11 protein-coding genes are annotated in these 11,773 nt (G+C 72.8%); 3 read left to right on the forward strand and 8 right to left on the reverse strand.

From position 1 onward, the window contains the following. Positions 1–17 precede the first annotated feature (17 nt). A complete protein-coding gene (locus tag Cs7R123_RS07220) occupies positions 18–3,071 on the reverse strand; it encodes a hypothetical protein (protein WP_212824462.1) in 3,054 nt (1,017 codons plus the stop codon). Positions 3,072–3,472: 401 nt separating this feature from the next. On the opposite strand from Cs7R123_RS07220, the gene Cs7R123_RS07225 reads away from it, so the two are divergent. Beyond that, the gene (locus Cs7R123_RS07225; RefSeq protein WP_212824464.1) at positions 3,473–4,507 is read left to right on the forward strand and encodes a TerC/Alx family metal homeostasis membrane protein; all 1,035 of its coding nucleotides are present in this window, start codon (positions 3,473–3,475) and stop codon (positions 4,505–4,507) included. 90 nt (positions 4,508–4,597) lie between these two features. Here the strand turns inward: Cs7R123_RS07225 and Cs7R123_RS07230 are convergent, their stop codons facing one another. Then, entirely contained in the window at positions 4,598–5,272 is a 675-nt protein-coding gene (locus Cs7R123_RS07230) for a flavodoxin domain-containing protein (RefSeq protein WP_212824465.1), read from the reverse strand. Next, positions 5,269–5,517 carry a dsRBD fold-containing protein gene (locus Cs7R123_RS07235; protein ID WP_212824467.1) on the reverse strand — a complete coding sequence of 83 codons (249 nt, stop codon included), beginning with the start codon at positions 5,515–5,517 and terminating at the stop codon, positions 5,269–5,271. Before Cs7R123_RS07235 ends, Cs7R123_RS07230 begins: the two co-directional genes overlap by 4 nt. 121 nt (positions 5,518–5,638) lie before the next feature. On the opposite strand from Cs7R123_RS07235, the gene Cs7R123_RS07240 reads away from it, so the two are divergent. Next, positions 5,639–6,271, forward strand: coding sequence for a thymidylate kinase (locus tag Cs7R123_RS07240; RefSeq protein WP_244871665.1), 633 nt, complete (start codon positions 5,639–5,641; stop codon positions 6,269–6,271). Positions 6,272–6,281: 10 nt separating this feature from the next. Continuing rightward, complete coding sequence (locus Cs7R123_RS07245) at positions 6,282–6,959, forward strand: class I SAM-dependent methyltransferase (RefSeq protein ID WP_212824469.1); 678 nt, start codon at positions 6,282–6,284, stop codon at positions 6,957–6,959. A gap of 125 nt (positions 6,960–7,084) precedes the next feature. Here Cs7R123_RS07245 and Cs7R123_RS07250 read toward each other — a convergent pair whose 3' ends face one another. From Cs7R123_RS07250 to Cs7R123_RS07270, 5 genes are all read right to left on the reverse strand, one after another. Beyond that, positions 7,085–8,116 (reverse strand): LLM class flavin-dependent oxidoreductase, encoded by a 1,032-nt coding sequence (locus tag Cs7R123_RS07250; protein WP_212824471.1) that lies wholly within the window; start codon positions 8,114–8,116, stop codon positions 7,085–7,087. 88 nt (positions 8,117–8,204) lie between these two features. Further along, positions 8,205–9,329, reverse strand: coding sequence for a WD40 repeat domain-containing protein (locus tag Cs7R123_RS07255; protein WP_212824472.1), 1,125 nt, complete (start codon positions 9,327–9,329; stop codon positions 8,205–8,207). A gap of 135 nt (positions 9,330–9,464) precedes the next feature. Then, positions 9,465–9,902, reverse strand: coding sequence for a DUF4265 domain-containing protein (locus tag Cs7R123_RS07260; protein WP_212824474.1), 438 nt, complete (start codon positions 9,900–9,902; stop codon positions 9,465–9,467). A gap of 43 nt (positions 9,903–9,945) precedes the next feature. Beyond that, positions 9,946–10,383 carry a protein phosphatase gene (locus Cs7R123_RS07265; protein WP_244871666.1) on the reverse strand — a complete coding sequence of 146 codons (438 nt, stop codon included), beginning with the start codon at positions 10,381–10,383 and terminating at the stop codon, positions 9,946–9,948. A gap of 248 nt (positions 10,384–10,631) precedes the next feature. After that, entirely contained in the window at positions 10,632–11,690 is a 1,059-nt protein-coding gene (locus Cs7R123_RS07270) for an IS30 family transposase (protein ID WP_212824477.1), read from the reverse strand. Positions 11,691–11,773: the final 83 nt, after the last annotated feature.

The following is an 11,773-nucleotide window of genomic DNA, read 5'->3' on the forward strand; positions in this document are numbered from 1 at the left end:
GCGCCGAGCCGAAACGGTCAGGTCGCGGAACCGGTTGACCTGGTCTGCGGGATGCGGTTGGGGCCGACCGAGAGGATCGCACCGGCGCCCAGCATGACCAGCCCCGCGACCATGGCCGCGATCGGCAGCCCCGTCGGGATGCCGAGGTAGACGGTGATCCCGAGGATGCGGGACAGCCCCCAGGGCAGCAGCGCCATCTGGTCGTTCCAGATGGTCAGCGCCCGCTCCAGCCCCAGCGCGGCGACCAGCCCGCTCAGCACCGCGAGCGCCGTCCCCGCCGCGGCGAGCGCCGTGCCCACCGCCCGGCGGCGCAGCAGCCCGTAGTGGACCCGCAGCACCAGGGCGGTGGCAACGAACAGCCAGCCGAACGCCGCGAACGCGATGGTGACGTACGCGAACCGCAGGTCGGGCGCGGTCCAGAAGTCGAACCAGTACCGGCCGGGCCCGCGCGTGGCCAGCGCCCCGAGCAGGATCACGCTGCGCAGCAGCGCGACACCGCCGAGCACGGCCCAGGCGTGGAACGGGTCGCGGCGGCCGAGGACGAGGCGCACCACCAGGGCGAACAGCAGCCAGCCGCCGAGCGTGACGACCAGGTGCGCCGGGGCGGCGAACCAGGTCAGCACGGCCCGGCTCGCGGCCAGCACCAGCAGCGGCACCAGCCAGACCAGCACCCGGTCCAGCCGCGCGGCGGGGGCGGGCACGTCGCGCAGGCGCCACGGCCGGGTCGCGCCGAGCCACAGCGCCCGCGCGGCCGCGCCGCCCGGACCCCGGCCGACGAAGCCCCAGGCCAGGATCAGCGCGATCAGGGCGAGCAGGATGCGGGCCAGCCAGGCCATGGCCGGGTCGCGGTCGGCGCGCGCGGCGCCGAGGTCGGCGGCGGTGAAGTTGTACGCGGGCAGGTCCACGTTCCCGCCGTAGCGGGCCGTGTGCAGCTCGCGGGCGGCCCGGTAGTCCGTCTCGGCCGCGCGCCAGGCGTCGTACGCGGCCTGGTCGCCGGTGTCGAGCCACTGCACGTGCCGCAGCACCATGGCCCGGTACGCGCCCAGGGTCTCGAACAGGTTGACCTGGTAGTCGAGGGTCTGCGTGAACTGCTTGCGCAGCCCGGAGTCGCGCCAGGCGGCCGGGTCGGTGGCCGCCACCAGGTCGCGCATGCGGCGGGCCAGGGCGGCGGCCTGCTCGCCCTCGGCGACGGCCTCGTCGACGCGTCCGGCGCTGACGGCGTAGATGCTGTCCAGCGCGGCGGAGTCGCCGGTCGGGATGTCCCACTCGAAGATCCACATCATCGGCGGGGGTTCCAGGCCGAGCGCCTCGACGCTGTTGTCGGCGTACGGGCCGAGGTAGAGGCCCTTGGTGACCGCCTCCCGCGACAGCGCCATGGCCTGCCCGATCGCGGCGACCGTGGCCGGGTCGGCGGAGAAGGTGCGGTAGGCCCAGTCCGCGGTCAGCTGCGCGGGGTCGGCGTCGGGGTTCCAGGCCAGCCGCGCGGTGGTGTACGTGTTGAGGTCGTACAGCTGCCAGAAGCCGGTGCGCAGGTAGAGCGACATGGGTCCGGCCCTGAGCGGGCCGCCGTCCTGGGTCCAGTTCCACACGCCCTCGACGTGCGGGTTCGCGGCCAGGAACTGGCGCAGCGCCTGCTGGTGCAGCGGCCCGAGGTCGTTGGGCAGCGACCCGAACGCCTCGAACTCGCGCCGGGCCTGGAACTCCACGATCCGCCGCTGGCCGCCCTCGGCCAGGGTCGTGTTCAGCGGCAGGTGGCTGTAGAAGTCGCCGAGGGTGTACTTGGTGGACACGATCAGGTGCGGGTCGTCGAGGCCGCCGAGCACCTGCCGGTACGACTCGGGGTTGGTGTGCAGGTCGCCGACCGCGCCGACGCCGACGGTCCAGGTGCGGAAGATGACGTCCCGGCCCGACTGCCCGGCGGTGGCCAGCAGCGCGGTCAGCATCGCGCGCACGGACGCGTCGGTGGTGACCGCGATCTTCGAGGAGTAGTCCCAGCCGTTCTGGGCGTACACGTCGCCGCCCTCGCCGATGCGCACCATCAGGCCGTCGACGTACGGCATCGACTCGAACAGCTCGGCCAGGCCCGCCTGGTACACCGCCCACAGCTTCGGGTCGGCGGTGTCCAGGCCGCCGGTGGTGGCGCGCAGGTACCGCTCCAGCGGGGGCGAGACCGCGAGCATGTCGGTGAGCAGGAAGACCTTCAGGCCCATGTCCTCGGCGTACCGGAAGACGGGGCCGAACGCGGCGACCAGTGCCTTCGCGCGGTCCACGTGGGAGTCCCCGACCGGGTAGACGGCGTGGCCGTCGCCGACCCCGGCGAAGGTGACGTACTCCAGGAAGCCCGGCAGGACGACGCCGTTGTAGCCCTGCGCGGCGGCGTGGTCGATGTACTGCCGGAACTGCTCGGCGATGCGGTCGACGGCGGCGGCGTCCACCCACGGGGCCTGCGGCAGCAGCGCCTGCCCGACGATGTCGGTGTTGAGCGAGTAGTCGGTGCCCGCCGCGAACGCGGCCGCGTCGGGTTCGCGGCCGACGGAACCGGCGTCGGTGAGCCGCAGCCCGAGGCGCGGGGTGATCAGCCTGCCGTTCTCACCCGCCGGGACGGCCGGGTTGCCGGACCGGATCCGGTCGGCGAGCGCGTACAGACCCGCGGCGATGCCCGCCTGGTCGGCGGCGGTCACGGTCAGGTCGGCACCGGAGGCGGCCACCGCGTACGCCTCAGCGGACGCACCCGGCACCGCCTCGATCCGGGTCCGCACCGCCGGGCCGGTTCCCGCCTGGGCGGCGACGGCCGGGCGGGGCAGTCCGCGTGCGGCGATCGCGTCCGCGACGGCCGCGGCGGCCTTGGTCAGCCGCAGCTCGTCGGGCACGACGACGGTCGTGACCGCGGGCGCCGGAGCGACCTGGCGCACGGGCGCGGCGGCGGGGTGCTCCTGCGGCACCGTGGCGGGGGTGGAGCTGAGGCCGAGCGCGTCCCCGACCCCCCACGCGACGCCGGCGCCGAGCAGCAGCAGGACGAGCACGGCAGCGAGCAGCGCGAACGGGCGCGGGAGACGGCGATCGTGAAACACGCTCGCATATTAGGGGCCGGGCACCCGAGACGGAAGATCACCAGTTGATCACGACCCCGACAAGATCGACCAAGTTGGGGCACAAGATCGGCCAAGTTGCCGGGCAATCGGGCACTTTCCGAGGTGTTATTCCCACGATTGCCCGGCAAGTTGCGCAACCTTGGGGCACCCCGGACCTTGGGGCACCTCGGGATCACCTTGGGGCACCTCGGGGTCGTTTCGGGGCGCGATGGGGTCGTGTTTCAGGGAGTTCCCAGGTAGGGCCGTTATGATCTGGCCCCGAGGGGAGTACCTCATCAGATCCGTTCCGGTCATCACGGACCGGCCCAGCCGGCCCCGGACGGACGCCCGCCACCACGCGGGTGAGGGAGACCTCAGACATCAACGTCTGGAGTCTCGTCATGCCCGTGGAAACCCTCGCCGCCGCCACCACCACCACGATCGGCACGCCCTGGCTGTGGGCGGTCACCGTGCTCGTGCTGCTCGGCCTGCTCGCCCTCGACTTCGTGATCACGCGCAGACCCCACGAGGTCAGCATGCGCGAGGCCGTCGGCTGGACCGTGTTCTACCTGGCCCTGCCCGTCGCGTTCGGCTTCTTCGTGTGGTCGCGCTACGGCCATACGCCCGCCGTCGAGTTCTTCACCGGGTACGTCGTGGAGAAGTCGCTGTCGGTGGACAACCTGTTCGTCTTCATGCTGCTGCTGACCGCGTTCGCGGTGCCCGCCGCCCTGGCGCAGCGGGTGCTGCTCTACGGCATCGTCGGCGCGCTGGTGCTGCGCGCGATGTTCATCGCCGCCGGTGCCGCCGTGCTCAAGACCGGCACCTGGGCGTTCGTGCTGTTCGGCGTGGTGCTGCTGGTGACCGCCGCCAAGGTGCTGCGCGACGCCGTACGCGGCGGCCCGCACGAGATCGACATCGACCGGATGCGCGGCGTACGGCTGCTGCGCCGGTTCATGCCGGTGACCGAGCAGTACCACGGCTCGCGGCTGACCGTGCGCCACGACGGCGTACGCACGCTGACGCCGATGGCCCTGGTCGTCGCCGCGGTGTTCCTCACCGACATCGTCTTCGCCGTCGACTCCGTCCCCGCCGTGTACGGCGTGACCGAGGACCCCTACCTGGTGTTCGCCACCAACGCCTTCGCCCTGCTGGGCCTGCGCGCCCTGTACTTCGTCCTGCACAACGCCCTGGGCAAGCTCCGCTACCTCAACCACGGCCTGGCCCTGATCCTGGCGTTCATCGGCGTCAAGCTGGTCCTGCACTGGGCCCACGGCGTCTGGCCCGCCCTGCCCGAGGTGCCGACCCTGCTCTCGCTGGCCGTCATCATCGCGGTCCTGGTCATCGTCACCATGGTCAGCCTGCTGGCCAACCGGCGCGACGCCCGGCGCGACGCGGCGGCGGCGGAGAACGCCCCCGCCGAGCACTCCCTCCGCTGACCTGGAGGTAAGCGCCGGAGGTAAGGAAGGGCATCTTCCACTCGCTCTGCGAGGTGGAAGGTGCCCTTCTCCACGCGCCCCGGACGTTGCTCAGTTCGGCACGATGTCGGTCTTGACGATCGTCTGCGGGCCCTCGCCGGTGAGGGCGTCGGCGATGTGCCGGGCCCAGGAGCGAATCGCGGGCCAGTCGCGGTAGTCGCCCTCCGGGGCGCGCAGCGCCGCCGCGACCGCCCGGTCGGCGGCGGTCAGCCGGTCCGGGTCGAGGCGGCCTGCGAAGACCCGGTGCTCGCGCGCCTTCGTCGCCTCGGCGATCCCGGCGACGTCGACCGGCTCCTCCCAGGTCGCAGGCGGGCCCAGCGGGCCGCTGGAGAACAGCCACACCGGCTTGGCGGCCAGCACCGGCTCGTGGCGCTGCACGAACCAGCGGGCCGGTTGCAGCCACTGGCCCGCATAGACGGCGCTGCCCAGCACGAACGCGTCGAACGCGTCCATGACGAGGTTGCTGTCCTCGTCCACGTCGCTCTCGGTGACCTCCAGCCCGCGCCCGGTCAGGTCGGCGGCGATCGCCTGGGCGATCTCCCGGGTCGACTCGTACTTCGACGCTGAGGCCACCAGCACCTTGCGTACGCCGGGACCTGCGGCCGCGAGCGGTTCGAGCACCGGCTCGAACTCGGCGAGCAGCAGCGGGCGGATGTCCAGCGCCTGGTCGGGCACCGTCGGCACCACGGTCGGTGCCACGACCGGAACGCCGCCGGTCACGCTCACGCCGGGGACCGTTCCAGGTCGGCGTCCGCCTGGGCCAGCAGGCGCTGCCCGAGCGCGATGAGGGCCCGTCCCGCGGCCAGCTCCGCCCCGATCTCCGGCACGTCCTCGTCGAACCGCGTCCGCAGGGCCTCCCCCGCGGCGTCCAGCCGGGGTGCACCCGCCCCGGAGACCAGCCGCGCGGCCGCACGGGTGTGCCCCTGATCGTCCGGCTCGTCGATGGTCACGTCGACACTCCAGTGCGTCATCGGCCCAGACCTCCAAGCGGACTCTTGCGGTCCGTACCCCGCCATTGTCCCCGCAAACCCCAGCGAGCGGGTCTGACCTGCCCGAATCCGAGCGCGTGCGGGCGGCGGCTAACATCTGGCGGTGCCCCGACCCGTGCTGCTCGCCGTCGTCGGCATCGACGGCGCGGGCAAGACCACCCTGGCCAGGCAGCTGGCCCGCGACCTGACCGAGGCGGGCGTGCCCGCCACGTACTACGAGAACGCGGGCGGGCGCCCGGTCATCACCGCGATCGCGCGGCGGTTCGGCCGCGCCGACGGCCCCGCCCTGCTCGGCCGCGCGGGCAACCTCGCGGTCGAGGCGACGATCCGCTGGCTGGCCATCGGGCGGTCCGTGCTCGGCGCCCGGCTGACCGGCCGCGTCGCCGTGATGGACCGCTACGCCTACTGCCAGTACGCCGCCATCCGCACCCGCCGCCAGCGCGGCGAACGGCTCGCCCGCGCCGCGTACGGCCTGTTCCCGAGGCCGGACGTGGTCTGCTATCTGGCCGTCGGCCCGGCCGAGGCGCAGCGCCGGGTGGAGCTGCGCGGCATCGACCGCGAGGAGCTGGCCTACCTGGCGGCCGCCGACGCCGCATACCGGGGCCTGCCGGAGTTCACCGGGTTCACGGTCGTGGACGCGCACGGAACACCCGACGAGGTACGCGCCGCCGTACACGACGCCGTCCGGCCGACGCTCAGAGCGAACAGGACGGTCGCGGCACCGCGGCGCGGTTAGCGTCGTCCACATGGGAGCAGGGACGACAGCGGCGTACGACGCCCACGCGGACTGGTACAACGACTTCATGTCACCGGCGGCCGGTGAATACCTGCGGCGGGTGCACGCCACGCTCGCCGACCTGCTCGGCCCCGGGACCGGGGTCTGCCTGGACGTGTGCTGCGGCACCGGCGCGCACGCCCCTGCCGTGGCCGGGCTCGGCTGGACGCCGGTCGGGGTGGACCTGTCCCGTGAGCAGCTGCGCCACGGGGCCCGGCACCTGCCGGTGGCGGTCGCCGACGCGACCGCGCTGCCCGTCGCCGACGGCTGCCTGCCCGCCGCGGTCTGCGTGCTGGCCAGCACCGACGTGCCCGACTACGCGAAGGTCGTGGCCGAGATCGCACGGGTGCTGCGGCCCGGCGGCCGGTTCGTGCACCTGGGCGTGCACCCCTGCTTCGTCGGCGCGTTCGCCGACTGGGGCGACGCGCCGCGCATCGTGGTCGACGAGCGGTACGCCGAGCGCGGCCACACCTTCGAGACCTGGAACCCGAACGGGGTGCGCGCCCGCGTCGGCGGATGGCAGCTCCCGCTCGCCGACCTGCTCAACGCCGTCACCGACGCGGGCCTGGCGCTGGTCCGCACCGCCGAGGCGGGCCCCGGCGGCATCCCCGACCTCTTCGGCTTCGTCGCCGCCAAACCCGCCCGCTGATCCGCATCCCGCGCGGGTTTCGTGCAGTTTCGGGGAAACTGCACGAATCCGCGCCATGATTCCAGCACTTTCCCCGAAACTGCACGAAACGGAAACCGCGACGGCGCAGCGCAGCGGGGCGGGGGTCAGGCGGCGAGGAGGTGGCGGACCTGCGGGATGACCTGCTCGGCGTACAGGCCGACGGAGGTCATCATCGCCTCGTGCGGCAGCGTGCCCGAGCTGTACTTCAACTCGAACCGGGACAGGCCCAGCGCCCGCACCGTCTTGGCGATCTTCGCGGCGACGGTGGTGGGCGAGCCGACGTAGAGCGACCCCGCGTCCGCCTCGGCCTCGAACCGGGCCCGGCTCGTCGGGCCCCAGCCGCGTTCGCGGCCGATCCGGTCGTGCAGCACCCGGTAGTGCGGCCACAGCTGCTCACGGGCCTGCTCGTCGGTGTCGGCCACGTGGCCGGGCGAGTGCACGCCGATCGGCAGCCGGGCCACGCCGAGCTGCTCCAGCGCCCGGTGGTAGAGGTCCACGTACGGCGCGAAGCGCTCCGGCTGGCCGCCGATGATGGCCAGCATCAGCGGCATCTCGTACCGGGCGGCGCGCACCACCGACTCCGGGCTGCCGCCGACGCCGATCCAGGTTCGGATGCGGCCCCCGGTCTTCGGGTAGACGTGCTGGTCGGTCAGGCCCGCGCGCAGCTCGCCCTGCCAGGTGACCGGGCCCTCGCCGAGGAGCTGGTCCAGCAGGTCGAGCTTCTCCTCGAACAGCTCCTGGTACAGGCTCAGGTCGTAGCCGAACAGCGGGAACGACTCGGTGAACGAGCCGCGCCCCACGATGATCTCGGCGCGGCCGTTGGAGACGGCGTCGAGGGTGGCGAAGCGCTCGTACACCCGGACCGGATCGTCGGAGCTGAGCACGGTGACCGCGGTGCCCAGCCGGATCCGCTCGGTGCGGGCCGCGATCGCCGCCAGCACGATCTCGGGCGCGGTGACCGCGAAGTCGGCCCGGTGGTGCTCGCCGACGGCGAACGCGTCCACGCCCAGGCGGTCGGCGAGCACCGCCTGCTCGACCACATTGCGGATGACCTGCGGGTACGCCACCGTGGCGCCATCGGCGTCCACGGTGACGTCACCGAACGTGTCGAGTGCGAACTCCAGCGGTGCGGACATGACCAGCCTCTCCCTACGGTGCGACGGTTGATCAAACCGTGCCGCCCGACAGGCTATTCCGCCGCGACCTGGACGGGCTGCGACCGGGTCAGGCGAGGCCGGGGATCTCCCAGAACACCAGGTAGTCCCGGCTGCCGCCGTTGCCGCCGACGATCAGGGTCCCGTCGGCGCGGAACAGCACCGCGTACGCCTCCTGGGTGTAACCGCTCTTGAGCACCGCCCCCTTGGCCGGCGCCGCCGGATCGGTCAGGTTCCAGAGCGTGGCCGTGCCGAACGCGGTGCCTGCGGCGAGGGTCTTGCCGCTGCTGTCGAACGCCAGCGACAGCACGGTGCCCTCGTGCATGTCCAGCGTCGCGAGCTTCACCGGCTTGGCGAGGTCGGCGGTGTTCCACACGATGACGGTCTGGTCGGCACCGCCGGTCGCCATCAGGCTCCCATCGGGGCTGAACGTGATCGTCTGGACCAGACCCCGGTGGCCGTGCAGCGTGGCGGTCTTCCTGGCGCTACCCGCGCTGCGCACGTCCCAGAGCACCACGTCGCCGCCCTTGATCCCGGCCGCCAGCGTCCGGCCGGCCGGGTGGAACGCCAGCGCGAGCGCGTCACGCCCCTTGAACAGGGTCTTGGGGGTGCCGTCGAGACCGCCCGGGTGCAGCATGACCCCGCCGGACTCGGCGACCGCGAGCACGGATCCGCTCGGGTTGAACACGGCGTCGCGGGTAAGCGCCATAGCGCCGTCGACCGGCATCAGCCATCCGCTCACCTGGTCGAGCTGCCTCGGCTGGCGGGGGTCGGCGACGTCCACGACCACCACGACGCCGTCCACGGAGATGAGCCGCTTGGCCGAGGAGAACCACGTGATCCGGCCCAGGCAGCCGTTGCCGAAGCCCGCGATCTCTCGGGGCTGGTCGAGCTGGGAGATGTCAAGGATCTTGAGTGTCGGTTGGTCGCAGACGGCCAGGTAACCGGTCTTCGGGTCGTACCCGAAATACTGCGAGTCGGCCTCGATGCGGCCGATCTCGTGCGGGACCGCGCTGAGCGTGCTGCTCGGAGCGGGCGCGGCGGTCTGCGGCGCGTCCTTTCCCGACCCGCACCCCGCCACCAGCGCGGCGAGGACGACGGCACCGCCGATCGCGGCGAGGAGCCTGGACCGGCCCCCGGCCCGACCGGGCGTGTCGGCCGCCGAAGGGTACTGCCCGTGTGCTGTGACCGTCACTGCCGCTCCCCGTGTCATTTCCCTTGTCCTGCAGGCGATCTTCGCCGCAGCGGACGACACTGTACCGACGGTCGCCGATGGCGGGGTGCCGGATGTGGGCGGGGCTGTTCGGTCGGTCGCGGCCGACCGCCGGGCTCAGCGCGAGCCGTTGCCGAACTGCCATTCCAGTCCGGGTACGCCCGCGGCCAGCTCCTCCATCAGCGCCTCGACCGCTTCCTCGCCCGCGTCGGCGGCGACGGTGACCACGAGGAACTGCCGGTGCTCGGGCGCGTCCACCCGGCCGCCGATCCCGTCGAACGCCGCCGCGAACCGGGCGATCACCTCGTCGGTGAACTGCGGGTCGGCGTACGCCTGCACGCACAGGTTCGGGCCGCGGCGCACCACGTGGAAGCCGCTGCCCTCCAGCACCAGCACGTCGCCCTCGGCGCAGCCCATCACCAGCCCGGGGCTGGCCAGCAGCTCGATCAGCCCGCCGGGCAGCCGTCGGGCGGCCACCACCTCGCGGAACATCTGCCCGTCGGCCTCCCGGAAGGCGAGCGCGATCTGGCCGGGGTCTGCGTCAAGGTCGAACATGGCCGAGATGATGCCACGCCCGCCCGCCGCGTACGAGGGGGCGTCAGCCCGGGGCGCGGAACGCCGCCACGAAACGGCGCTGCCAGGGGGTCTCCACGGCGGAGCGGGCGTAGTGGGCGCGTACGTAGGCGACAGCCTCCCCGGCGGGGACGCCGTCGAGCACCGCCAGGCAGGCCAGCGCGGTGCCGGTGCGGCCCCGGCCGCCGCCGCAGGCGATCTCGACGCGCTCGGCCCCGGCGCGCGCCCACGCCTCGTGCAGCGCGGCGGCGGTGGCGGCGCGGTCGGCGGGCAGGCGGAAATCGGGCCAGCGCAGCCAGCGCGACTCCCAGGCGACCGCGGGCGGCTCGTGTCCCAGCAGGTACAGCCCGAGCTCCGGCACCGGGCCGACCGGCAGCGGGCGGCGCAGCGCCCGCCCGCGCACCAGCCGCCCGGACGGCAGCCGCAACACCCCCGGCGCCCCCGCATCCCAGCCACCATCCACCCCCCGACCCTACCCACCACCCCATTGCACGAGCACGAGCACGACGGGACGGGACGGGACGGGACGGGACGCGGTGCAGTTTCGAGGAAGTCGTGCAGTTTCGGGGAAACTGCACGAAAAAGACCCGGCGTTCGTGCAGTTTCCCCGAAACTGCACGAACGCCGGGCCGTCCTCAGTCGCCTGGCGGGTGGGACGCCACCCATTTTGATAGACGTTGGCCTATCACATCGAATCCGAGTAGGGCGGTTTCACCCGGTAGTTGCAATTAGCTGTTCCTGGAGTACTTCGGCTGGTGTTCTGAAGCCGAGGATCTTGCGGGGTCGTCCGTTGATCTCAGCGGCGACCCCGTCGAGGTGTTCCTGGGTGTGGACGCTGAGGTCGGTGCCTTTGGGCAGGTATTCGCGTAGTAGGCCGTTGGTGTTCTCGTTGGTGCCGCGTTCCCAGGGGCTGTGGGGGTTGGCGAAGTAGACCTGGCAGTCGGTGCGGGCGGTGAACAGCTTGTGGGAGTGGGCCATCTCGAAGCCGCGGTCCCAGGTGAGGCTGCGTAGTAGTTGGCGGGGCAGGTGGGTCAGTCGGTCGGCGACGGCTTCGGCGACGGCGGCGGGGTCGTGGTGGTCGGGCAGGGCGGTCAGGGTGAGGTAGCGGGTGGTCCGTTCCACGACGGTGGCGATGCCGGACCTGCCGTGGGCGCCGATGATGAGGTCGCCTTCGTGGTGGCCGGCGGTCTTGCGGTCGGCGGCGTCGGCCGGGCGGGTGCTGATGTGCGGCAGGTCGGCGAACCGGGCGCGGCGGCCGTCGGGCTGCGCCGGGCGGCGGTGGGCGCGGCCGGTGCGCAGGACCGGCCGTTCGAACAGGTCCTTCAGGCCGCCGCGGGCCTGCACATAGATCGCCAGGTAGATCGTCTCTGCGGACACGTGCCACTCCGGGGCGTCGGGATGGGCGAAACGCAATCGTCCCGCGATCTGCTCCGGTGACCACCGCTTGGCCAGCCCCGCCACGACCGTGTCGCGCAACGGCCCCGGGACGGCCAGCTTCGCCGGCTTGGGCCGCCGCGCCCGCCGCCCGGCCCGCAACTGCGCCAGCACCGCGTCATAGCGGAGCCGGTACGCCCGCACCAGCCGCCCGCCCGGACCCCTGCGCCGCAGGTGAGGCGGCCCGTAACGGTCATCGCCGTTACGGGCCACCTCCCGGCACACCGTCGAGGCGTGCACCCCGACCGCGATCGCTATCTGGACCTGGGTGAACCCCGCCGCCCAACACCGCTGGATCGTCGCCCGCTGCTCTGCCGTCAGCCGCTTACCCGGCACCGCCCAACCCCCACCACTTGTCGCGTCGGGCGGTACAACCCGAATTGCAACAACTGGTTGTGATCAAGTAGATCATCTTCCAT

This window comes from Catellatospora sp. TT07R-123 (genome assembly GCF_018327705.1).
Classification (GTDB): Bacteria; Actinomycetota; Actinomycetes; order Mycobacteriales; family Micromonosporaceae; genus Catellatospora.

Coding starts and splice junctions, on each gene's coding strand:
- Cs7R123_RS07245 (WP_212824469.1), top strand. CDS start 6,282: ATGGGAGCAGGGACGACAGCGGCGTACGACGCCCACGCGGACTGGTAC.
- Cs7R123_RS07260 (WP_212824474.1), bottom strand. CDS start 9,902: ATGTTCGACCTTGACGCAGACCCCGGCCAGATCGCGCTCGCCTTCCGG.
- Cs7R123_RS07235 (WP_212824467.1), bottom strand. CDS start 5,517: ATGACGCACTGGAGTGTCGACGTGACCATCGACGAGCCGGACGATCAG.
- Cs7R123_RS07250 (WP_212824471.1), bottom strand. CDS start 8,116: ATGTCCGCACCGCTGGAGTTCGCACTCGACACGTTCGGTGACGTCACC.
- Cs7R123_RS07225 (WP_212824464.1), top strand. CDS start 3,473: ATGCCCGTGGAAACCCTCGCCGCCGCCACCACCACCACGATCGGCACG.